Source organism: Microbispora sitophila, from assembly GCF_014892245.1.
Classification (GTDB): domain Bacteria; phylum Actinomycetota; class Actinomycetes; order Streptosporangiales; family Streptosporangiaceae; genus Microbispora; species Microbispora siamensis.
Map to the genome: position 1 here is coordinate 115,004 of NZ_JADBGC010000001.1, position 22,753 is coordinate 137,756.

Consider the following 22,753-nt stretch of genomic DNA (forward strand, 5'->3'; position numbering starts at 1 on the left):
GCTAGTGACCGTGAGCGACTATCCGTGGAGCGAGGCCACGGCCACCGGCGTGGGGTCCTATCCGGGCGAGGACCATCTGGAGGCGGTCAGGACGGCCTTCGGTGAACTGCCCATGCCCTACCTGCCCGAGCTGCCCGCCCGGGGCGTGGGCGCCGACATGATCGGGCGTACGGCGTCACTGCTGGTCGAGCTGCCCGTGGAGGTGCAGCCGTCCGGCTGGCGGCTCGCCGACCGGCCGGGACGGGACTTCAAGCGGGCCAGGGATCACCTCACCCGCGACCTCGACGGCCTGGAGGAGGTCTCCCAGGGCTACGAGGGGCCGTTCAAGATCCAGGCATGCGGGCCGTGGACGCTCGCCGGGGCGATCGAGCTCAGGCACGGCGACAAGGTGCTCGCCGACGCGGGAGCCGTACGCGACCTGACCGAGTCGCTGGCCGAGGGGCTGGCGCAGCACGTGGCGGAGGTCCGGCGCCGGATCCCGGGAGCCGACCTCGTCGTCCAGATCGACGAGCCGGGGCTGCCCGGGGTGCTGGCGGGCACGGTGCCGACCGCGTCCGGCTTCGGGCGGCTGCCCGCCGTCGAGTCCCCGATCGCGGCCGAGCGGCTGAAGACCGTGCTCTCCGCGCTCGCGCCCGCCTTCCCGGTCGTCCACTGCTGCGCGCCGGGCGTGCCGTACGAGGTGATCCGCACGGCGGGAGCGCGGGGCGCGTCGGTGGACGCGGCACTGCTGCGCCGCCGCGACGAGGACGAGCTGGGCGAGACGATCGAGAAGGGACTCGCGCTGCTGCTGGGCGTCGTGCCCGGGGTCGACACCCGGCTGCCGGACGTCGGCGTGGTGGCCAAGCCGGCGGTCGAGCTGTGGCGTCGCCTCGGGTTCCCGCCCGCCCGGCTCGCCGAGCAGGTCGTGCTCACCCCCGCCTGTGGCCTGGCCGGGGCCTCACCCAGGTACGCCAAGGCGGCGCTGGCCCGGTGCCGGGAGGCGGCCCGCGTGCTGCGCGAGGACCCCGGGGAGTGAGGCCGCCGGGAGTGGGGGTGTCGCGAGAGGGGCCGCCGCTGGTGATCCAAGCGGCCTCCCAGCTCATCCCCAAGTGATTCACAAGCCCGGTGACCTATCTCTTGACGTGCTGGAAGTTCAGACGTTCAGGAGAAAGACCATGCGAAGCGCTGCGCGCCTTCTGCTCCCTCTCGCCGCCGCCGGGCTGTCCGCCGCTCTGGCCGCCGGTCTCGTCGCGGCTCCCGCGGCGGCCTCGTCCGCGGCATCGCCCGCGTCGGCGGCGGAGACCTGGGAGTGGGGACCGACGGCGTCCACCGACACCAAGGGCTGGGCGAACGGGTACGTCCGGTCGGGCTCGTCGGGCCTGCGCATCGTCGGCGATCTCTATGACGCGGGCGGGGCCAGGACCTGCTCGTGGGTGAAGATCAAGTGGCTGACCGACCGTGGGAAGTACCGGACGGCGACCTACCGCAACTGCTCCCAGTCCACTCCGCGGACGTTCACGGTGAACGCCGGGTACATGCTGCTGGCCAAGGCCATGGTCTGCCGAGGCAGCGCGACCCGGATCACCGGCAAGTGCTCTCGCTGGGAACGGGTCTGGACCCAGGGAGGTTGACCCTCGGGCCGGTCTCTCTCCATCCACGGCGACCGGCCCGAGTACACCCGGACAAAAAGGAATGAAAGTGGGCTGCAAGCGGTCTACCGTAATTCTCGATCGCTCCTGAGACGAGGGGCCGCGCGGTCTGGAGCGGCCCTCTCGCCGGAGCGGTCCGGCGGGAGTCGCCCACGTCCTCGGTGCGGCTCCCGCCCCGTCCTTCGCGAACTGTCGGTCGCCGGAGATACGGTTGCCCTGGGTGTCTGACGAGGGGAGACGGGCGACGTGACCGACAGGGCTGACGAGACTGACGGGCTCGACGGCACCGGGCTCGATGACACCGAGCTCGTGGATGAGGCGACCGGGCACGCGGAGGCCGCGAGCGAGGTCGAGAGCGTGACGGGCGCCGCCGAGACCACCGGAAGCGCCACCGGAGGAGCACAGAGCGCCGGCGGAGAAGCCCAGAGCGCGCCGGCCGAGGCGCGGGAGCGGCACGCCGAGCTCGCGGAGCTGATCGAGGACGCCAACTGGCGCTACTACGTGCTCGACTCGCCCACGGTGAGCGACGCCGAGTACGACGGCTGGATGCGGGAGGTCCTCGCGCTGGAGGAGGCGCATCCCGACCTGCGCACGCCGGACTCGCCCACCCAGAAGGTGGGAGCGCCGGTCTCCACGGAGTTCGCCCCCGTCACCCATCTCCAGCGCATGGAGAGCCTCGACAACGCCTTCAACGACGCCGACCTCGCCGGCTGGCAGGCCAGGGCCGAGCGACTGATCGAGGTCGACCCCGGGCCCTACCTGTGCGAGCTGAAGATCGACGGCCTGGCCGTGGCACTCGTGTACGAGAAGGGCCGCCTGGTGCGGGGCGCGACCCGTGGCGACGGGCGCACCGGCGACGACATCACCCCCAACATCCGCACGCTCGGCGACGTGCCGCATCGGCTCAACGGGGACGACGTGCCCGACCTGCTGGAGGTGCGCGGCGAGGTCTTCCTGCCGGTCGAGGGCTTCAAGAAGCTCAACGAGCAGCTCATGGACGCGGGCAAGCCGCCGTTCGCGAACCCGCGCAACTCGGCCGCCGGTTCGCTGCGGCAGAAGGACCCGCGCGTCACCGCGCAGCGGCCGCTACGGATGATCGTCCACGGCGTCGGCAAGTGGGAGGGCGGCGGCCCGCTGCCCGCGACCCAGTCGGCCGTCTACGAGCGGCTGCGTGACTTCGGACTCCCGGTCAGCGACCGCTACAAGGTGGTCAAGAGCCTCGACGAGATCCGCGAGTTCATCACCTACTACAACGACCATCGCCACGACCCGGAGTACGAGATCGACGGCGTGGTGGTCAAGGTCGACCGCATCCCGGTGCAGCGGCAGCTCGGTTCGACCAGCCGGGCGCCGCGCTGGGCCATCGCGTTCAAATACCCGCCCGAGGAGGTCACCACCAAGCTCCTCGACATCCAGGTCGGAGTGGGCAGGACGGGCCGGGTCACGCCGTTCGGTGTGATGAAGCCGGTGGTGGTGGCAGGGTCCACCGTGGAGCGCGCGACGCTGCACAACGCCTCCGAGGTCGCGCGCAAGGGCGTGCTCATCGGCGACACCGTGGTGCTGCGCAAGGCGGGCGACGTCATCCCCGAGATCGTCGGTCCGGTGGTGGACCTGCGGCAGGGCGGCGAGCGGGAGTTCGTCATGCCCACGCACTGCCCCGAATGCGGCACAGAACTGGCCTACGAGCGGGAGGGCGACGCCGATCTGCGCTGCCCGAACGCCCGTTCCTGCCCCGCGCAACTCCGTGAGCGCATCTACTTCGCGGCCGGGCGCAACGCGTTCGACATCGACGGGCTGGGCTACGTCGCGGCGACCGCGCTGACCCAGCCGCTGCCGCCGCAGGAGCCGCCGGTCCGCACGGAAGCCGACCTGTTCGACCTGACCATCGAGAAGCTGCTGCCGATCAGGTCGGTGGTCCGCGACCCCGACACCGGCCTGCCGAAGACCGATCCGGAGACCGGCGAGCCGAAGGTCGTCTCCTTCTTCGCCAACATCTCCGGTGAGCCGAGCAAGAACGCCGAACTGATCCTCCAGCAGTTGAAGGAGAAGAAGGACCAGCCGCTGTGGCGGGTGCTCGTCGCGCTGACGATCCGGCACATCGGGCCGCCCACGGCCCGCGCGCTCGCCGCGGAGTTCCGCTCGATCGACGCCATCGCCCAGGCGTCCGAGGAAGAACTGGCGGCGGTGGAGGGCATCGGCCCGAGGGTCGCCGCGACCATCAAGGAATGGTTCGCGGTCGACTGGCACCGGGAGATCATCGAGAAGTGGCGGGCCGCCGGGGTCCGGATGGCCGACGAGTCGCCCGCCGACGAGGGGCCGCGTCCGCTGGAGGGGCTCACCTTCGTCGTCACCGGGACGCTGACCGACTTCAGCCGCGACGAGGCCGGCGAGGCCATCAGCGCCAGGGGCGGCAAGGTCACCTCGTCGGTGTCAAAGAAGACGAGCTTCCTGGTGGTGGGGGACAATCCCGGTTCGAAGTACGACAAGGCGGTCAAGGCCGGCGTCCCGATCCTCAACGAGGAAGGTTTCCACGCTCTCCTCGACAAGGGCCCCGACGCCGCCCGCGCCGTCGCCGTCACCCCCGAGGAGTGACCCCGGCCGCTCAGCCGGCCGGCTCACCCATGGGCACGCGGTGATCGCGGTTCGGCTCCGGGCTGTCGAAGTCGAGGAACATGCCGACGCCGTCACCGCCAGGCGGCCAGCAGGTCTTCGGGGCCCCAATGCGCCGCGAGCGGCAGGCCGTCGTCGACACCGGAGCGGGAAACGGCCACCAGCGGGGTCCCGGTGTCGGCGCCCGGAACGGCGAGCATGTCGCGCACCAGGCTCTCGTACTCATGCCGGCCAAAGGACCCGTTCTCCAGCCATTTGATCGAGCCGAGGAAGTGGACGTGCCGCGCGACCGGCTCGCGGTCTGCCCCGACGAGATCGATCTCGGGATTGTTCCGGCGGTTCCACCATCCGCCGATGGCCTCGGTCCCGGGCCATCGGTCGTCGGGCAACAGCCGCAGCAGTGCCTCACGGACGACGGGCTCGACGGCGCGGCCACGCCAGGAGGTCCAGGAACGTTCGATGGAGGCCAGGACACGTTCGCCCCGGCCGCGCTCGACCAGCGGAATGCCCCGGTCGAGGAAGGCGAGCCAGAATCGCAGATACGGATCGGCGATGCGATAGCGCTTGTTCTTCGTGTCCGGCTTGGTCGACAGCGGGGTGTCGACCGCCAGCACCCGCTTGCCGATGAGGGTGGACAGCAGCGGGGAAAGCGTGCCGGAGGCCAGGGGAGAGGCGCCACCCGCCTCTGTGGCGATGGCGGAGAACGTACGCTCCCCGCTCCCCACCGCCGACAGGATCGCACGCGAGTGGGAGGTTTCGGGAAACTCCCCGAGCAACGACAGTTCACCGGCCATCAGCAGCGCGGACAGCGGATTGGTCAACGACTCCCGCAGGTAGTCGACGCGGTTCATGCCTGGCTGCCAGGCCTGGACCACCTCGGGAAAACCACCGGTGATCAGATAGGCGTCGATGGCGTCGGCGGCATCCAGTCTGGTCATGACGGCCACATCCGCGGGGTGGAGTGGCTGGACGGTCATCTTCGCGGCGCGGCCGAAGAAGGGGCGGCCATAGGACTGCAGCGCCTCCATCACCGACAGGTCACTGCCGACCAGGATGAGCAGCACCGGCTTTGCGGACAGGTGCCGATCCCAGACCGTCTGCAACGCCCCTTCGAACTCGCGGTCCTGTTCCACCAGCCACGGCACCTCGTCGATGACCGCGATGCTCGGCGTCTGGTCGGGCACAGCCACGGCCAGGGCGCGCAGAGCCTGGTTCCAGTCCCCGGCCTGCACCCCGGCGACCAACTCGGCATCCGGCAGCGCGGACTGCGCGAGCATGCCGGTGAAGTCGGCACGCTCGGCCACGGGATTTCGTCCCCTGGTGGCCTGGAAGACCACATACGGCATGCCGCTACGGTCGCAGAACTCCTGAACCAGTCGCGATTTCCCCACCCGGCGTCGGCCGGTCATGATCACCGCACGTCCGCGAGTGCCGCCTCGCCCTTCCGCTACCTGTCGCAACTGCCGATCAAGTAGCTCAAGATCCGCGGCTCTCCCCTTGAACTCCATCAGTCGCCTCGACCATACGTAGAAACAATCTAACGTAGATGTGATCTTACATTGTGCCGTCCAGTCGTGACAGCGCCGCCTCCGGAGCCGGCGTCTGCGTTGCTTCGCGGTGTGTTGAGCGAACACGCGCCCCGATCCTCTGTCGATCGGGCGTCACTGTTGCCGAGCGGTTGCCGCGGGGGAGCGGCATCGACGGACCTACCACTGCCGAGGTCCGGCGCTGGGCCCGCGAGGCGGCTTCGATGTGTCGGAGCGTGTGCAGGCTACGCCCCGAGATCCGGCTCGCCTACGATGACGCCCACGAAGAATGACCCGCTCGCCGGAAGCGTCAGCGGCTCAGTCAGGAGTCGAGCCGTCTCAGCAGCGCGGGCTCGGCCTTCAGCCCCGCGGCGGTGCCGCTGAACACAGCCTGGCAGGGGGCACGCCAGATCCGCATCTCCGCGACTGCCCCGGTCGTGTCGGCCGCCCCCACGACGTCGAGACGGCTGACCGGCACCGCGGCCCGCGTCGGGTGCGGCATGCCGCAGTCGGCGCCGTTGACGAAGTCGGTGATGCCTCCCTGGCTGTCGGTCACGCTCTGTATGGCGGCTGCGGTGTTGAGGAGCCCCCGGACGGGTTCGAGGTCGTCTCGCAGGACACGACGGGCACGCAGTCGTAGATCGTCACCGTCCGCCCGGTAGCGGCAGGCTGTGATCACCGCGAGCGGGCTGGGCAGGAACCCATCCGTACGGCCCCGGTTGCCGGCCATGCCATCCTCGGGAAACTCCAGGTCCGGTCGATTGTCGATCTCCGCCACGGCTACCTTGTCCGGGCACGTGGGTGCCGGGACCACGTCCGGGTCCCTCGCGATCTGATCGCTGTAGTCTGGCCGAGGTGGTGCCCCACCCACGAAGTGCCGGGACGCACCTCATCGGCCTGGCCGCTCTCGCCCGCATGGAGCTCCCGCCGGCCTCGCCCGCCTAATCCAAAAGGCGTGCCGTACGGCTGGGGAGCCGTACGGCACGCCTGGACTATGCGGTGAGGGTCAGGAGGTGGTGCAGACCAGCGGGGACGGGGTGGACGGGGTCCCGCTGGAGCTGCCGAGGAAGCCGAACGTGGCGCTCGCGCCGGGAGCGATGTTGCCGTTCCAGCTCAGGTTCGTGGCGGTGATGCTGCCGCTGCTGCCGGTGAGGTTGGCGTTCCACGACTGGCTGATGGACTGCCCGCCGGGCATCGTCCACTTCACGGTCCAGTTGTTGATCGCCGAGGTGCCCGCGCTGGTCACTGTGACCTCACCCTGGAAGCCGCCCTGCCACGAGCTGACGACCTTGTAGACCGCCGTACAACCCCGGTTGCCGGTGAAGGTCGGCGACGGCGACGGCGACGCGGAGGGCGAGGCCGACGGAGACGGGGACGGCGACGGCGAAGCCGAGGGGGACGGGGACGGCGAGGGCGACGGGGACCGGGTCGGCGACGGGGACGGCGAGGGGGTGTACGGGGCGGCCATCGCCAGGTCGTAGGCCCGCTGCGGCACGAACTGGCCCGCAGGGGCGATGCAGCCGTCGGACTCGCCCGGAGGCTTGACCCACAGGTACGCGGCGATCGCCGAGTCGCCGGTGTTCGTGGTGCTCCAGGTGCCGGTGGCACGGCCGGCCGGGTCGCACCACTCGGTGCCGACCGGGCCGTTGCCGTTGCGGCTGGTGTCGATCACGGCCTTCAGCCAGGACACGCCGGTGGCCGCGATTACGTTCTTGGCGTAGGAGACAGTGCCGGAGGTGTACCGGTAGTTGGAGACGTTGAGCGCGATGCCGTCCGCGCTGTTGGCGACGTCGGCACCCCGCAGCCGGTTGGCCATGTCGGAGGCGCCCACCCACGCGTCGTTGCCCGCGTCGAAGAAGACCTTGACGTTCGGGGAGGTGGCCTTGAACTTCTTGCCGGCGTACGCCATGGAGGCCTGGACCTCGGCCTGCTGCGAGGAGTTCATGCAGTTCGGCATGATCGACAGGGCGTCGGGCTCCAGGACGATGTAGGCCGGCCGCCCGCCGAGACCCGCGGCGACCTGGTCGATCCAGGCGCGGTACGACGCGTGGTCGGGCGCCCCGCCGGCGCTCGCGCCGCCGCAGTCGCGGTTCGGCATCTCGTACACGACCATGATCGGAATCTTGCCGGCCGCCGCTGCGGCGCCGACGTAGGCGTCGACCTGGCCGCGCACCGTCGAGGGGTTGTAGCTGGCGAACCACCGGCCCTGTGGGACGGCGGCGATACGGTCCCTGATCACCGGGGTCTTGCTGTCACCGGGGTTGGCGGCCACCCACTTGGCGGCGTTGGTCGTCGGATCCACGTAGAAGGCGGAGTCGGCGGCCTGTGCGGCGGAGGAGGAGAGCACGGACGCTCCCACCGCGGCCGTGGCGACCGCTGTGAGCACAGCCGCCGTCAATCTGCGAGACATGGAAATACTCCGTCCGGTAATGTGGGAGCGCTCCCACAGTTCTCTCGGATGGTAGGGAGCCGATGGCGGGTCCAAGAAGGGCCGCTTGGGGTTTGTCTGGGCGTCCAACCTAATAGGCGCAGGCGGGCGGGGGATCGGACCTGTGGAGCATTTGAAACTTTCACCGCAAGTCCGGCCAGGCCGTGATATCTCCAGAAATCATGGTGACGCAGTGTGCCCAAGCGGTTTCGCGAAGTGGCCCAGAGGCCGTACCCTCCCATAGTGACCTCTTGGGGGGTTTCTTACCGATGACGCTTTCACGCGGTCTTATGCCGCTTGCCGGGGTGCCACGCGTCCTCCTGCCCGCCGTCGACCTGGGCGAAATGTCCACGCCCGTCGACACCCGGGACACCGGACCGCGCCCCGGCTCGCCCCTGTGGGCCTACCTCACGGCGGTCACCGCCGTCGGCGTCACCACGCTGGTGATCGCACAGGTACGGCTCGGCTTCGGCGAGCTGGGCGAGGTGGCCCGCACTCCGCTGTTCTGGATGCTGACCGTCCTGGTGGTGCTGGGCGAGCTGCGCCCGGTCATGTTCAGCTCCTCGACGCTGGTCGGGGGCACGCCGACCTCCACGATGTTCACCTTCGCCGTGCTGATGTACCAGGGCCTGCCGACGGCGGCGCTGATGCAGGCGGTCGCCGTGGTGGTCAGCGGGCTGGTGCACCGCAGGGCCTGGCACCGGGTGCTGTTCAACCTCGCCCAGGTGACCCTCGCCTGCACGGCGGCCGCGGCGGCCTTCGCCGCGTTCGGCGCGCATCCGGCGCCCCGCGCGCCCTGGACGCCCGACGGCGGGGACATCCCCGCCATCGCGCTGGCCGCGGCGGCGTACTTCGCGGTCCGCGCGATCCTGGTCTGCCAGGCGGTGGCGCTGCACGAGCGCCGGCCGCTGGCCCGGGTGATGAAGGCGTCGATCGGCCCGCAGGCCCTCGTCTACGGGGCGCTGCTCGGCCTCGCGCCCCTGGTCGTGGTCGTCATGGCGCACTCCACGGCCCTGGTGCCGCTGTTCGTCGCGCCGCTGACCGCGGTCTACTTCACCGCGACGCTCTCGTTGCGTCGCGACCACCAGGCGACCCACGACGGGCTCACCGGCCTGCCGAACCGCAAGATGCTCATCCTGCGCACGGAAGAGGCCCTCGCCGAGGCGCGCGAGCACGAGCGGGTGGGGCTGCTGCTGCTCGACCTCGACCGCTTCAAGGAGGTCAACGACACGCTCGGCCATCCTGTCGGCGACCGGCTGCTGCAGATCGTGGCCCACCGGCTCACCCACAGCGTGCGGCCCGGCGACGTGGTGGCCCGCCTCGGCGGGGACGAGTTCGCGGTGCTGCTGCCGTCGATCAGGGACGCCCACGCGGCCAAGGAGGTCGCCTCGCGGCTGCGGGTCGCACTGACCGAGCCGGTACGCCTCGAGGGCATGACCTTCGACCTCGACGCGTCGATCGGCATCGCGCTCTACCCCGACCACGCGCCGGACTTCGAGCTGCTCATGCAACGTTCGGACGTGGCGATGTACCTGGCCAAGGAGGGCCGTACCGGTGTCGAGTTCTACCTGCCGGGCAAGGACCGCAACTCGCCGGAACGGCTGAGCCTGCTCGGCGACCTGCGCCGGGCGATCGACGCCGACGAGCTGGAGCTCCACTATCAGCCCAAGGTAAGCCTGGAGGACGGGAGGGTCGAGGGCGTCGAGGCGCTGCTGCGCTGGTGGCACCCGGTGCGCGGGCCGATCTCGCCCGCCGAGTTCATCCCGCTGGCCGAGCAGTCGTACCTGATGCGCGAGCTCACCCAGCACGTCATCGGCCACGCGCTGCGGCAGGCGGCCCGATGGTGGCACGCGGGCGTCGACGTGCCGGTCTCGGTCAACGTGTCGGCCCGCGATCTGCTGGATTCGAGCCTGCCAGAGCAACTGGAGTCCGGACTGGAGAAGCTGGATCTGCCTCCCGAGGCCATCCGGCTGGAGGTCACCGAGCGCATCCTCATGACCGACCAGGCCTACAGCGCCGAGGCCATCCGCACCCTGGCCGGTCTCGGCATCCAGCTGGCCCTGGACGACTTCGGCACCGGCTACTCCTCTCTGGTCCGGCTCCAGCGGCTCCCGGTCTCCGAGGTCAAGATCGACGCGTCGTTCGTACGCCGGCTCGGCGAGTCGCCGGACGACGAGCGGATCGTCCGCTCGATCATCGACCTCGTACGGTCCCTCGGGCTGAGGTCGGTCGCCGAGGGGGTCGAGTCAACGGAGGTCGCGACGCGGCTGCGGGAGATGGGCTGCCACGCGGGCCAGGGGTGGTGGCTGGCCAAGCCCATGCCCGCGAGCGAGGCGACCACCTGGTTGCGCGGCCGGCTCAGCGCCGCCTTCCGGGACCGCGAGAGCGGCGCGCCCGTCTCGCGCCGCACTGAACCGGCCACGATCAAGGGGCCACATTAAGACCATGTGACGCGGCGTCGTCGGGTCGGCCGCGCTCGGTGGCGAGCCCTAGGATGGGTAGGTCCAATCTCCATCATGAAACGGGTTCGACGACTCATGTCCGCCATAACCCGCGATGAGGTCGCTCACCTCGCCCGGCTGTCCCGGCTGGCACTGGCCGACGACGAGCTCGACCACTTCGCCGCCCAGCTCGACCAGATCGTCGGCGCCGTCGCCCGCGTCGCGGAGGTGGCGGCCGACGACATTCCGCCGTCCTCGCACGCGCTTCCGCTGACCAACGTGTTCCGGCCCGACGACGTACGGCCCGGCCTCACGCCCGAGGGCGCCCTGTCCGGCGCGCCCGCCGTGGAGGACGACCGCTTCCGCGTGCCGCGGATCCTCGGGGAGGAAGAATGAGCCTGATTCGCAAGACCGCCGCCGAGCTCGGCGCGCTGGTCGCCTCCCGAGAGGTCACCGCCGTCGAGGTCGCCCAGGCCCACCTCGACCGGATCGCCGAGGTCGACGGCCGGGTCAACGCATTCCTGCACGTGGACGCGGAGTCCGCGCTGGCGCAGGCCCGCGCGGTCGACGAGCGCATCGCCGCCGGTGAGACGCTCGGGCCGCTCGCCGGGGTGCCGATCGCGCACAAGGACGTGTTCACCACGACCGGCATGCCGACGACCGCCGGCTCGAAGATCCTTGAAGGCTGGCGCCCGCCGTACGACGCGACCGTGACCCGCCGCCTGCGCGAGGCCGGCCTGGTGATCCTCGGCAAGACCAATCTGGACGAGTTCGCCATGGGGTCGTCCACGGAGAACTCGGCGTACGGCCCGACCCACAACCCCTGGGACCTGGACAGGATCCCCGGCGGTTCTTCCGGCGGTTCGTCGGCCGCGGTGTCCGCCTACGAGGCGCCGCTGTCCACCGGCACCGACACCGGCGGCTCGATCCGCCAGCCCGCCGCGGTGACCGGCATCGTCGGCATGAAGCCGACGTACGGCGGCTCGTCCCGCTACGGGCTGATCGCGTTCGCGTCCTCGCTCGACACGCCCGGTCCGTTCGCTCGCAACGTGCTCGACGCGGCGCTGCTGCACGAGGCGTTCTCCGGCCACGACCCGCTCGACTCGACCTCGATCGACGCGCCGGTCCCGCCGGTCGTCGAGGCCGCGCGGCACGCCGACGTGGCGGGCATGCGGGTCGGCGTGGTCAAGGAGTTCGGCGGGGAGGGTTACCAGCCCGGCGTCCTCGCCCGGTTCAACGATGCCGTCGAACTGCTGGAGTCGCTCGGGGCCAAGGTCGTCGAGGTCTCGTGCCCGACCTTCACCTACGCGCTGCCCGCGTACTACCTGATCGCGCCGTCGGAGTGCTCGTCCAACCTGGCCCGCTTCGACGCGATGCGGTACGGCCTGCGCGTCGGCGACGACGGCACCCGCAGCGCCGAGGAGGTCATGGCCCTGACCCGGGCGGCCGGCTTCGGGCCCGAGGTCAAGCGGCGCATCATGCTCGGCACGTACGCCCTGTCGTCCGGCTACTACGACGCCTACTACGGGCAGGCCCAGAAGGTCCGCACGCTGATCATGCGCGACTTCGAGGCGGCCTTCCAGCAGGTGGACGTGCTGGTCTCGCCGACCACGCCGACCACCGCGTTCCCGATCGGGGAGCGGGCCGACGACCCGATGGCGATGTACCTCGCCGACCTGTGCACGATCCCGACCAACCTGGCCGGCAACGCGGCGATCTCGGTGCCGTGCGGCCTGGCCGACGAGGACGGCCTGCCGGTCGGACTGCAGGTAATGGCCCCGGTCCTGGCCGACGACCGCTGCTACCGGGTCGGCGCCGCCGTGGAGAAGGCCTTCGAGAGCCGGTGGGGCGGCCCGCTGCTGTCCCGCGCGCCCGCGCTCTAGTCGCCGAGGGGAGGGGAACGGCGGCATGATCACCCGCATCGAGATCGACGGCTTCAAGTCGTTCGAGAACTTCGCGCTGGATCTGCCCCCGTTCCTCGTGCTCATCGGCACCGACGCCAGCGGCAAATCGAACCTGCTCGACGCGTTGAACTTCGTCTCGGCGGCCGCCACCCGCGGCCTGGACCCGGCAGTGGCCGAAGTACGTGGCGATCCTCGTGGCCTGTTCCGCAGGCGCGGAGACGGCACGCGGGCCGATCGGATGACCTTCGCCCTGGAGTTCTCTCTCGCCGAACTACCCAAGGGCGTGCCGGTTCGATGGCGCTACGAGATGGATCTCGCTTGGGCGGAACCGGAGGGCGCGCTCGAGGGAATCGTCGCCCTCACGCAGCGACTCCGAGGGCCGCACGGGGAGGAGATCGCCCTGGAGGTCGCGCCTGAACTGCAGACCCGCTTTCTCAAGAAGGAGCCGGGTCTGCTGGAGCTCGTGCTGTTCCACAAGAACGCCGGTCCGGTGGCGGCGAATGACCGGCTCGTCCCGCGCCACCTGTGGGACGAATTCGCGAGGATGCGCTTCCTGCACCTGGAGGCGGGAAGCCTGCGCCGGGCGAGCGAGTTGGGTGGTCCTTCCCACGATCTTCACGAGCCACTCTCCGGTGGTGCTCGACGCGGTGCCCCGCGAGAACATCGCGTTCCTCGATATGACCACCGTCCTGGAGGGCGGTGTCGCCAGCCGGGTAAGCCGGGTGCGGCGGCTGCGCGAGGATGCGGGTGCGGTGCGCGTGGACGGCGAGCGATGGCCGCGGGTCACGGACTCGGAGCTCGACAGGTTCCGGGCCGGGGCGGAGGAACCGGTCTGATGCGGAGCCTGAGCTGCGTTCTCATCAGGGAGGGGCCGTCGGATGACTGGTTCCTGACGATCCTGCTGCGGCGGGCCCTGGAGGACCTTGTGATCGAGTCCTTCCCTGCCTGCCGGGAGGTGCAGGAGGTGCGCAGCCTGCCGAAGGCGGGAAACCGGAGTCCCGAGCCGAAGGCGGTTATCGACGCGCTGCTCGGTGGGGCCGGTCTCAACCCGAACGGGAGCGGCGTGCTCCAGAACTTCTATGTGTCGGTGGCGGAGACCGCCGGCATCGCTGAACTGCGGAAGGTGCCCGCCTTCCAGCAATGGTGGAATGACATGATCGAAGCATTGGAAGGACTGGGTTACCAGCATGGCTGATACCGCGACGCTCATGCCGTACGACGAGGCGCTGGAGCGCTTCGAGCCGGTGCTGGGGCTGGAGACGCACGTCGAGCTGGGCACCGCCTCGAAGATGTTCTGCGGCTGCCCGACGACCTTCGGTGCGCCGCCGAACACGCAGGTCTGCCCGGTGTGCCTGGCGCTGCCCGGCTCGCTGCCGGTGGCCAACGAGAAGGCGATCGAGTCGACGATCCGGATCGGCCTCGCGCTGAACTGCACCATCGCGAAGTGGTGCAGGATGGCCCGGAAGAACTACTTCTATCCGGACATGCCGAAGAACTACCAGATCAGCCAGTACGACGAGCCGCTGTGCACGGACGGCTACCTGGACGTCGAGGTGGACGGGAAGACCGTCCGCGTGGAGATCGAGCGGGTGCACCTGGAGGAGGACACCGGCAAGTCGACCCACGTCGGGGGCGCGACCGGGCGGATCCACGGCGCGGACTACTCGATCGTCGACTACAACCGGGCCGGCATCCCGCTCGTCGAGATCGTGACCAAGCCGATCGCGGGCACCGACCGGCTCGCCCCGGAGGTCGCCCGCGCGTACGTCACCGAGCTGCGCGAGGTGATGCGCTCGCTCGGTGTGTCCGACGTGCGGATGGAGCAGGGCTCGCTGCGCTGCGACGTGAACGTCTCGCTGATGCCGCGCGGCTCGGCCGAGTGGGGCACCCGTACGGAGACCAAGAACGTCAACTCGCTGCGCAGCGTCGAGCGGGCGGTCCGCGGGGAGATCGAGCGCCAGGCGGCCATCCTTGCCGAGGGCGGCCGGATCGTGCAGGAGACCCGCCACTTCCACGAGGACACCGGGCAGACGACCTCCGGGCGGTCGAAGGAGGAGGCGCAGGACTACCGCTACTTCCCCGAGCCCGATCTGCTGCCGATCGCGCCCGACCCGGCCTGGGTCGAGTCGCTGAAGGCGGCGCTGCCCGAGCTTCCGTCTGCGCGGCGCAAGCGGCTCCAGCAGGAGTGGGGCGTGTCCGACCTGGACATGGCCGCCATGCACAACGCCGACGCGATCGACCTGGTCGAGGCGACGGTGGTCGCGGGCGCTCCCGCCGCCGACGCGCGCAAGTGGTGGATGGGCGAGCTGGCCAGGCGGGCCAACGAGTCGGCCACGGCGCTCGCCGACCTGCCGATCACCCCGGCGCAGGTCGCCCGGGTGACCGAGCTGGTCGCCTCCGGCGCGCTGAACGACAAGCTGGCCCGCCAGGTGCTGGAGGGCGTGCTCGCCGGCGAGGGCGGCCCGGACGAGGTCGTGGAGAAGCGCGGTCTCCAGGTGGTCAGCGACGAGGGCGAGCTCTCGGCGATCATCGATCAGGTGCTGGCGGACAACGCCGACGCCGCGGAGAAGGTGCGCGGCGGGAAGATCGCCGCCGTGGGCGCGCTGGTCGGCGGCGTGATGAAGGCCAGCCGGGGCAAGGCGGACGCGGGCCGGGCCCGTGAGCTGATCCTGGAGAAGCTCGGCGTCCAGGGCTAGGAATGCCTGACGAGCGCCGCCTCGCCGTAAGGATCCGGTGGGGCGGCGTCAGGTCCACCCGCAGCAGGGTTGAGGACGGCCGGCCACGGTTCCGCGTGGTCGGCCGTCGTCCTGTTCCGGGTGGTTTGTGCACCGGAAGGTGCGGCAGTCGTCGCCTATCCCGCCCTGTGCCGGCCCGGCCCGGTCATGGAAAGGCCGGATCGCTTCCGACGCGAGCGCGGAAGGTGTTGCTTCAGGACATATCCAGCAGAGGGTGTTTTAGGGTTAACTGATCGGAGTTGACCTTGAGCCGGAGGAGACCGAGGCGTGCGTAACGCCGGAGCGTCCGTCGACCCGCCCACGGATCCGTCCGGGGCGGCGTCCGCTCCTCCGCACAAACACCCGGTGCGCCGCGTCACCTCGCTGCCCCGCGGGGTCTCGGCCCTCCCGCGAGGGGTGTCGGCCGACATCTTCGCCGAGCCTCCCGCTCCCGCCGCTCCGGCCGTCAAGCCGTCCGGCAACGGGAACCTCCCGCCGCCGGCTCCGCCGGTCGAGCCGTGGCGGGTCCCGGAGCGCCCGGCGTCCGAGGAACCCGTTGTCGTCCCGCCGCCGGACCTCGAACTGCTGGACCCCGTTCCCCAGAGCCGTACGCTCCGCCGCGCGCTGATCGGCCTGGCGGTGCTGCTCCTGGCGCTCTATCTCGTGCCGGCCGCCTCGATGGCGGGGAAGGTCCTGCCCGGCACGATGGTGCTCGGCGTGGACATCGGCGGGCAGAGCAGGGCCGAGGCCGCCGCCACGCTGCGCGAACGGCTGTACGCCCAGGCCAGGACGCCGCTGATCGTACGGCAGGGCACGCGGCGGCTGACCGTGGACCCGCAGCAGGCCGGTCTGATGCTCGACGCCGAGGCCACGGCCCTCGCCGCGCCGGGAGGTTTCCCCAGCCCGCTGGAGGTGTGGAGCGCGCTGACCGGCACTCGCGAGGTGAAGCCCGTCGTGTCGGTGGACCGCCGCAAACTCGACGAGGCGGTGGCCAGGGACATCGCCGCGCCACTGGAGCACCCGGGGCGCGAGGGCGACGTCTCGTTCGACGGGGTCATCCCGGTCCCGACGTATCCGCGGGTGGGCCGCGTCATCGACAGGAGAGCGACGGCCGACCAGATCGTCAGGGGATACCTCGACCCCGAGGCCGTCGTCGTGGTGCCGACGTCGCGAGATCTGCCGCACATCACCCGTGCCGAGGTGCGGCGCGCCCTGCGCTGGGCGAGACGTGCGGTGGCCGCGCCGCTCACGCTGACCAACGGGACCACCTCCGTCAGCCTGTCGCCGGCCACACTGGCGCGGCACCTGACGTTCGCGCCCGACGGCGCGGTCCTGCGGCCGCGCTTCGACGCCGAGGCGGCGGTCGCCGGCGTCGAGCCCGCGCTGGTCGGCACCGCGCGGGCGGCCCGCGACGCCACTTTCACGATCAAGGCCGGCCGGCCGGTCCTGGTGCCCGGCAGGCCGGGCGACCGGGTGGACACCGACCGCCTCGCCGCTGACGTGCTGACCGCCCTCGACGGCGGCGGCCGTGCGGTGGCCGTGTCGGTCGTGAACGGGCCGCCGCGGGTCACCGACGACGCGGCGCAGCGGATGGGGGTCCGGGAGGAGATCGGCCGTTTCACCACCTCCTACGCCTGCTGCCCCCAGAGCGCGGGCAACATCCGCGCGGCCGCCGCGCTTCTCGACGGCCGCCTGGTGGAACCGGGGGAGACGTTCTCGTTCAACGAGGTCGTCGGCCCGCGCACCGCGGCGGCGGGCTTCGACGGCATCGGCCCCACCATGATCCGCGGCCGGGCCGGCACGGAGGCGGCGGGGATGACCCAGGTGGCGACCACCCTGATGAACGCCGTGATCCGCGCGGGGCTTCGAGTGGCCGAGCACACCCCGCCGGAGTTCCACGCCTCTCACCTGCCGATCGGCACCGAGGCCGCCGTGTCGTTCCCCGGCCCGGACCTGCGGTGGAAGAACGACTCGCCGTACGGCGTGCTCGTCCAGGCGTCCGCCACGGGCACCTCGCTGACCGTGACGCTGTGGAGCACCAAGCGGTACGACGTGGACCTGCAGGGGCCGGTCGTCGGGCAGCGGGTGTCGCTGCCCGCCGTGACCGGTCACGGGTCCGGCTGCGTGGCGACGCAGGGGCAGCCTGGCTTCACCGCCGCGGTGACGCGGGTGCTGCGGCAGGACGGTGAGGTGGTCTCCCGGCAGACCTTCCGCACCTCCTACGTCGCCCGGGCCGGGGTCGTCTGCGGCTGACCAAGAGGTGCGCCGATCAGGAGGAGGGCCGCACCACCAGGATCCGGTCGTCGCCCTTCCTGGGGGAGCCGCGCCCGTCCCGGTTGCTGGTGCTCACCCACAGCGTGCCGTCGGGCGCGGCGGCCACCGCGCGCAGCCTGCCGTACTCGCCCGTGTACAGGGCGGCGGGACGGCCGACGCGGCCCGATGCGTCCACCGGCACGCGCCACAGGCGCTCGCCGCGCAGCGCCGCGGCCCACAGCGCCCCCCGGGCGTACGCGAGGCCGGACGGCGACGCCTCGGCGGGCGACCAGGTGAGCAGCGGGTCGGTGTATCCGGGCCGGCCGCCCACCCCCTCGACCTCCGGCCAGCCGTAGTTGCGGCCCTTCTCGATGAGGTTGATCTCGTCGTAGGTGTTCTGGCCGAACTCGGTGGCGTACATGTGCCCCCGGTCGTCCCAGGCCAGGCCCTGCACGTTGCGGTGCCCATAGGTCCACACGAGGGTGCCGAAGGGGTTGCCGGGTGCGGGCCGGCCGTCGGCCGTCATGCGCAGGATCTTGCCGCCCAGCGAGTTCCTGTCCTGGGCCATGCCGCGTTCGCCGGTCTCCCCGGTAGAGGCGTACAGGTAGCCGTCGGGGCCGAAGGCGAGGCGACCCCCGTTGTGGATGGCCCCCTTAGGGATGCCGTCGACGATCACCCGGCGGTCGGAGAGCCGCCCGTCGTAGCGGTAGCGGACGATCCGGTTGTCCTTCTCGGCGGTGAAGTAGACGAAGACGAAGTGGTCACTGGCGTAGCGGGGCGATACGGCCACGCCCAGCAGGCCGCCCTCGCCGCTCGCGGACACCCCCTCGATCACGGCGACCTCGCGGACCTCGCCGCGCGGGGTGACCCGCAGCAGCCGCGCCGACTCGCGTTCGGTCACCAGCGCGTCGCCGCCGGGCAGGAACGCGATCGCCCAGGGCACCGCAAGATCGGTGACCAGTGTGCGCGGCCGGCCCGGCGTGACGTTCGTCTCACCGCCGCCCGGAGTCGCGCCCGAAGTCGCTCCTGTGGCGGCACCCGGAGTCGCGCCCGTGGTGGCACCCGTGACGTCGCTCGCGGTGGGCGGCGGCGGGGGAGTCCTGCCCCCGCCCTCCTCACCCGGCGCGCACGCCGCGGTCGCCGTCAGAAGGGCCGCCCCCAGGAGCGCCGCGGCCACGCCATGCCTGTTCGCCATCCCCGATGACCTCCTCACGTACCCATACTCGCTGGCGGGGGCGATGGTTCCCTAGGTTGTTCTTGTGAAGATCTGGGTCGCATCACAGGACATCGCCGACGCGCTCACGGAACTGCCCGAAGGGCTCCCCGCCCTCGACTGCGCCGTGTACGACGGGAAGACGCCGCCGCCCGGCCCGCCCGAAGAGGTGGAGATCTGGGTGCCGCCGCTGGTCCCGGTGCCGGACACCCCCGGCCTTCTGGGCCGCATGACAAACCTCCGCCTGCTGCAGACCGTGACGGCGGGGGTCGAGCCCTATCTGCCGCACGTGCCGCCGAAGGCGGTCCTGTGCAACGCTCGGGGCGTCCACGACGCGGGCACGGCCGAGTGGGCCGTGGGCGCGATGATCGCGATGCTGCGGGAGTTCCCCGGCTTCGCGGCCGCCCAGGCCAGACGCGAGTGGACCTACCACCACACCGGCGTCCTCGCCGACTCCACCGTGCTGATCGTCGGGTACGGCTCGATCGGCGAGGCGCTCGAACGGCGTCTCGCCGGATTCGAGGTGGACATCGTCCGGGTGGCGCGCACGGCCAGGGACAACGTCCACGGCCAGGACGAACTGCCGGCGCTGCTGCCCGCCGCGGACGTGGTCGTGCTGCTGGTGCCCGCCACGGCGGGGACGGCCGGTCTGGTGGACGCCCGGTTCCTCGCCCGGATGAAGGACGGCGCGGTGCTGGTGAACGCCGCGCGCGGGTCGGTCGTGGACACCGACGCGCTGCTGGCCGAGTTGCGGGCGGGCAGGCTGCGGGCGGCGCTCGACGTCACCCCCGTCGAACCGCTGCCGTCCGATCACCCGCTCTGGACCGCGCCGGGGGTCTTCATCACCCCGCACGTCGCCGGCAGCACGCCCGCGTCCGTACGGCGTACACGAAGGCTGGTGCGGGAACAGGTCATCCGTCATCTGACGGGCCGTCCACTCGATAACATGATCACCGGGCATTACTGACCGCTCCATTAAGGATTCCGGAACGTGGCTGCCTCGTGACCTGGGGTGCGTACGGTGAAGCTCAGCGTGCACGGCTGGTTATCAGATCGGTGACGACTCGCTCGTTGTCCCCCTCTCGATCAGCGGCTGTGCGCACACTGGCCATGTGACAGGGAGAGTAAAGCCGAGTCGAGAACGGGAGGGGCAGTGACGACACACCCCACCGGGCCCGGCGACGCTTATGCGACTCCGGCCTCCGCCGAAACCCCGGAGGACACGACGGCCGGCGGTGAAGCGGCGACAGGTGCAGAGGCGACGCGCGTGAAAGTCAGGCGTGACCCCCGGGTCCCACTCACCACCGCGGCCGGGCTCGGCGCGGTGGCGGTCGTCGTGGCCTTGGTCACCGGAGGCTCGGCGCCGGTCGTGACCGCGATCGCGGGGGTCGTCACCGGCCTGCTCGCGGCCATCTCGCTGATCATGGCCGCCTCCCGCGTCGTCCCGGCCCACCGGCGCCAGCCAGGCGCGTGGCGGTGGATGGCCGCCGGGTCGCTGACCTGGCTCCTCGGCGTCGGCGTACGTCCCGTGGCCGACGGCACGCCGTTCGTGCTCACGTTCGCCGACCTGCTCCTGCTCGTCGGATCAGTGCTGCTCGCGATCGGCTGCGGCCTGTCGGTGAAACCACCCGCGTTCACGCGCGGGGTGATACGCCAGGCGGCCGACGCCTACCTGGGCGCGGCGTCGGTTTTCACCGTGGCCTGGGTCGCGGTGCTCGGCCCGGCGTTCAGGAAGGCGGAGGACACCGGAGCGTTCTTCGTCGCGCTCGCGCTGCCCGTGGTCTGCCTGCTCGCGACGTGCGCGATCACGCCGGCCGTGGCGGCGTCCCGGTCGGGCAACCGGGTGGTCGGGCTCACCGGCGTAGGGGTGCTCACCGCGATAACGGTGGCGGAGATGGCCACGGCCCTCGCCCGGCTCGACGGCGACACCGCGCCGCTCGCGGCAGGGCTCGTCGTCCCGGCCATGCTGCTGGTCCTCGCCGTCGCCCCGTGGGTGCAGGAGGACCGGCCGGCCAGGCCGCTGCCCGCCGCGCTGACGGCCGCCACCCCGCTCGTGCTGGTCGCCGCCGCCACGCTGGTCGCCACCCTGTACGCGATCGGGAGCAGTCACGACGCCGCCCTGGTGGTCGTGGCCGCCTCGGTCGTCCTCGTCCTGCTCGGCCGGCTGTTCGTGCTCCTGGTCGAGACCGCGGGCATGCGCCGCCTCGTCGACGTCGGCGAGCAGCAACTGCGCAGGCTCGCCGAGAACACCGGCGACGTCGTGCTCGTGTGCGACCCCGGCGGCGTCATCCAGGAGGTGGGCCCCGGCCTCGAGACGACGTACGGCTACCGCCCCGAAGACCTCACCTGCCGGCCGATCTTCGACTACATCCACCCCGAGGACCTGCCGGCCGTACAGGCCCTGCTCGACCGTATGACGGACGAGGACGACGGGCCCGAGCAGGAGGGCGGCACCCGCATCTCCTGCCGGTTCCGCGCCTCCGACGGCACGTGGCGTCCCACCGAGTCGGTCGCCGCCCGGCATGTACGCGACGACGACCTCGTCCTGGTCACGATCCGCGACCTCAGCGACCAGGTGGCCCTGCGCAACCAGGTCACCCACCTGACCTTCCACGACGGGGTCACCGGGCTGCCCAACCGGGCCTACTTCGAGGAACGCGCCAGGGACGTGCTCTCCCGCCGCGGCGCCGGTGGGACCGCGGTGATCTTCCTGGACCTCGACGGCTTCACCTCCGTCAACGACTCCGTCGGCCACGCCAGCGGCGACCACCTGCTCGGCCAGGCCGCCCGCCGCCTGCGCTCGGCCGTACGGGCCGACGACACGCTCGCCCGGTGGGGCGGGGACGAGTTCGCGGTGCTGCTTGAGGGCGGCGCGTCCGGCGGCGCCGACGCGCAGACCGCCATCGACCTGGCTGAGCGGCTCGTACGCGCGGTCTCGAACGAGCCGTTCCGGGTCGCGGACCGGGACGTCGCGCTGACGGCCAGCGTCGGTGTGGCGTTCGCCGAGGAGGACCTGCCCCCAGGTGACCTGCTGCGCAACGCCGACGTGGCGATGTCCCGCGCCAAGGAGCTCGGCGGGCGCCGGGTTGAGGTCTTCGCCACCCACATGCACGCCGACGTCCTGCGCCGCCTGGAGATCGCCTCCGACCTGCAGCGGGCGCTGCTGGAGAACCAGTTCGCGATCGAATACCAGCCCGTGGTCGACCTGGCCACGTCGCGGGTGACCGCCGTCGAGGCGCTGGTGCGCTGGTGGCGGGGCAGCACGTTCGTGCCGCCGGAGCAGTTCCTCGGGCCGGCCGAGGACACCGGGATCATCGTGCCGCTCAGCGAGTGGATCCTGCGCGAGGCGTGCCGGGAGGTGGCCGCCTGGCGCGCGTCGTCCTGGGACATCGGGCTGGCGCTGAACCTGTCCGCACGGCAGATCATGGCCCCGCGCTTCGTGGAGACCGTGGCGGAGGCGCTGAGCGAGAGCGGGCTGCCCGCCAGCGCGCTGACCCTCGAGGTCATCGAGGAGATGCTGGTCGAGGACGCCGGGGAGATGATCAGCAGGCTCTCGGAGCTGAGGACCCTCGGCGTACGGCTGGCCATCGACGACTTCGGCACCGGCTACGCGTCGCTCGCGTTCCTGCGTCAGTTGCCGGTCGACATGATCAAGATCGACCCGTCGTTCGTCTCCGGCCTCGGCCGCGACGACACGCTGACCCTGCTGACGAAGACGATCGTGCAACTCGGCAACGACCTCGGCCTGATCGTCGTCGCCGAGGGGATCGAGCGTCCCGAGCAACTCGACCTGCTGCGCAAGATGGGCTGCACGCGCGGCCAGGGCTATCTGGTGGCCCGCCCCATGACCGCACGCGGCGTCGACTCCCTGATGCCCACCACCACCCTCCAGAACACCGCGTAGCTGTGTTCCCCGCGTCGCTCGTATGGGCGCTTAGATCCGCCGGGCCGTGCCGGAGGCGCGCAGGGGCACAGCCCTCGTCGCGCTTGGTCGCTTCGCTCCCGCGCGCTCCTCAGTCCAGACCGGCGGCGCGCC

Annotated in this window: 15 protein-coding genes; 11 read left to right on the plus strand and 4 right to left on the minus strand. The window is 71.3% G+C overall.

Translation table 11 applies throughout. The features are described from left to right. Positions 1 to 10: 10 nt before the first annotated feature. The 3 genes from IL992_RS00495 to ligA all read left to right on the plus strand — a co-directional run bounded on the left by IL992_RS00495 (position 11) and on the right by ligA (position 4,220). Entirely contained in the window at positions 11 to 1,015 is a 1,005-nt protein-coding gene (locus tag IL992_RS00495) for a methionine synthase (protein ID WP_193201325.1), read from the plus strand. 139 nt (positions 1,016 to 1,154) lie between these two features. Next, entirely contained in the window at positions 1,155 to 1,610 is a 456-nt protein-coding gene (locus tag IL992_RS00500) for a hypothetical protein (protein ID WP_193201326.1), read from the plus strand. Positions 1,611 to 1,874: 264 nt separating this feature from the next. Continuing rightward, positions 1,875 to 4,220: an NAD-dependent DNA ligase LigA gene (gene ligA / locus IL992_RS00505; RefSeq protein WP_319018232.1), complete on the plus strand. Its 2,346-nt coding sequence runs from the start codon at positions 1,875 to 1,877 to the stop codon at positions 4,218 to 4,220. A gap of 92 nt (positions 4,221 to 4,312) precedes the next feature. On the opposite strand, the gene IL992_RS00510 is transcribed toward ligA, so the two are convergent. The 3 genes from IL992_RS00510 to IL992_RS00520 form a co-directional block, all read right to left on the minus strand. Further along, positions 4,313 to 5,746 carry an ATP-binding protein gene (locus IL992_RS00510; RefSeq protein ID WP_193201327.1) on the minus strand — a complete coding sequence of 478 codons (1,434 nt, stop codon included), beginning with the start codon at positions 5,744 to 5,746 and terminating at the stop codon, positions 4,313 to 4,315. Between the two features lie 340 nt (positions 5,747 to 6,086). Beyond that, entirely contained in the window at positions 6,087 to 6,542 is a 456-nt protein-coding gene (locus IL992_RS00515) for a hypothetical protein (protein ID WP_193201328.1), read from the minus strand. Between the two features lie 228 nt (positions 6,543 to 6,770). Next, positions 6,771 to 8,174 (minus strand): glycoside hydrolase family 6 protein, encoded by a 1,404-nt coding sequence (locus IL992_RS00520; protein ID WP_193201329.1) that lies wholly within the window; start codon positions 8,172 to 8,174, stop codon positions 6,771 to 6,773. Between the two features lie 362 nt (positions 8,175 to 8,536). Between IL992_RS00520 and IL992_RS00525 the strand changes: the two genes are divergently transcribed. The 6 genes from IL992_RS00525 to IL992_RS00550 all read left to right on the plus strand — a co-directional run bounded on the left by IL992_RS00525 (position 8,537) and on the right by IL992_RS00550 (position 17,504). Further along, positions 8,537 to 10,633, plus strand: a complete 2,097-nt coding sequence (locus IL992_RS00525; protein WP_193201757.1) for a putative bifunctional diguanylate cyclase/phosphodiesterase — start codon at positions 8,537 to 8,539, stop codon at positions 10,631 to 10,633. A 96-nt stretch (positions 10,634 to 10,729) separates the two neighbouring features. Continuing rightward, positions 10,730 to 11,029 (plus strand): Asp-tRNA(Asn)/Glu-tRNA(Gln) amidotransferase subunit GatC, encoded by a 300-nt coding sequence (gatC, locus tag IL992_RS00530; RefSeq protein ID WP_030506108.1) that lies wholly within the window; start codon positions 10,730 to 10,732, stop codon positions 11,027 to 11,029. Then, complete coding sequence (gatA, locus tag IL992_RS00535; protein WP_193201330.1) at positions 11,026 to 12,516, plus strand: Asp-tRNA(Asn)/Glu-tRNA(Gln) amidotransferase subunit GatA; 1,491 nt, start codon at positions 11,026 to 11,028, stop codon at positions 12,514 to 12,516. The genes gatC and gatA overlap by 4 nt, the downstream gene beginning before the upstream one ends. A 25-nt stretch (positions 12,517 to 12,541) precedes the next feature. Further along, a complete protein-coding gene (locus IL992_RS00540) occupies positions 12,542 to 13,732 on the plus strand; it encodes an AAA family ATPase (RefSeq protein ID WP_193201331.1) in 1,191 nt (396 codons plus the stop codon). Further along, entirely contained in the window at positions 13,725 to 15,233 is a 1,509-nt protein-coding gene (gatB, locus tag IL992_RS00545; protein WP_193201332.1) for an Asp-tRNA(Asn)/Glu-tRNA(Gln) amidotransferase subunit GatB, read from the plus strand. The genes IL992_RS00540 and gatB overlap by 8 nt, the downstream gene beginning before the upstream one ends. Before the next feature lie 306 nt (positions 15,234 to 15,539). Next, positions 15,540 to 17,504 carry a VanW family protein gene (locus tag IL992_RS00550; RefSeq protein ID WP_193201333.1) on the plus strand — a complete coding sequence of 655 codons (1,965 nt, stop codon included), beginning with the start codon at positions 15,540 to 15,542 and terminating at the stop codon, positions 17,502 to 17,504. 16 nt (positions 17,505 to 17,520) lie between these two features. Here the strand turns inward: IL992_RS00550 and IL992_RS00555 are convergent, their stop codons facing one another. Beyond that, entirely contained in the window at positions 17,521 to 18,699 is a 1,179-nt protein-coding gene (locus tag IL992_RS00555) for a PQQ-dependent sugar dehydrogenase (RefSeq protein ID WP_193201334.1), read from the minus strand. Between the two features lie 64 nt (positions 18,700 to 18,763). On the opposite strand from IL992_RS00555, the gene IL992_RS00560 reads away from it, so the two are divergent. Both IL992_RS00560 and IL992_RS00565 read left to right on the plus strand, forming a co-directional pair. Beyond that, positions 18,764 to 19,684 (plus strand): 2-hydroxyacid dehydrogenase, encoded by a 921-nt coding sequence (locus IL992_RS00560; RefSeq protein WP_193201335.1) that lies wholly within the window; start codon positions 18,764 to 18,766, stop codon positions 19,682 to 19,684. A gap of 300 nt (positions 19,685 to 19,984) precedes the next feature. Further along, positions 19,985 to 22,621: a putative bifunctional diguanylate cyclase/phosphodiesterase gene (locus IL992_RS00565; RefSeq protein ID WP_319018233.1), complete on the plus strand. Its 2,637-nt coding sequence runs from the start codon at positions 19,985 to 19,987 to the stop codon at positions 22,619 to 22,621. The last annotated feature ends 132 nt before the right edge of the window (positions 22,622 to 22,753 follow it).

What these genes read in the sequence shown, in the direction of transcription:
- IL992_RS00525 (WP_193201757.1), top strand. Translation starts at nt 8,537, where the DNA reads ATGTCCACGCCCGTCGACACCCGGGACACCGGACCGCGCCCCGGCTCG.
- IL992_RS00500 (WP_193201326.1), top strand. Translation starts at nt 1,155, where the DNA reads ATGCGAAGCGCTGCGCGCCTTCTGCTCCCTCTCGCCGCCGCCGGGCTG.
- IL992_RS00510 (WP_193201327.1), bottom strand. Translation starts at nt 5,746, where the DNA reads ATGGAGTTCAAGGGGAGAGCCGCGGATCTTGAGCTACTTGATCGGCAG.
- gatC (WP_030506108.1), top strand. Translation starts at nt 10,730, where the DNA reads ATGTCCGCCATAACCCGCGATGAGGTCGCTCACCTCGCCCGGCTGTCC.
- IL992_RS00520 (WP_193201329.1), bottom strand. Translation starts at nt 8,174, where the DNA reads ATGTCTCGCAGATTGACGGCGGCTGTGCTCACAGCGGTCGCCACGGCC.
- IL992_RS00540 (WP_193201331.1), top strand. Translation starts at nt 12,542, where the DNA reads ATGATCACCCGCATCGAGATCGACGGCTTCAAGTCGTTCGAGAACTTC.
- IL992_RS00555 (WP_193201334.1), bottom strand. Translation starts at nt 18,699, where the DNA reads ATGGCGAACAGGCATGGCGTGGCCGCGGCGCTCCTGGGGGCGGCCCTT.
- gatA (WP_193201330.1), top strand. Translation starts at nt 11,026, where the DNA reads ATGAGCCTGATTCGCAAGACCGCCGCCGAGCTCGGCGCGCTGGTCGCC.
- gatB (WP_193201332.1), top strand. Translation starts at nt 13,725, where the DNA reads ATGGCTGATACCGCGACGCTCATGCCGTACGACGAGGCGCTGGAGCGC.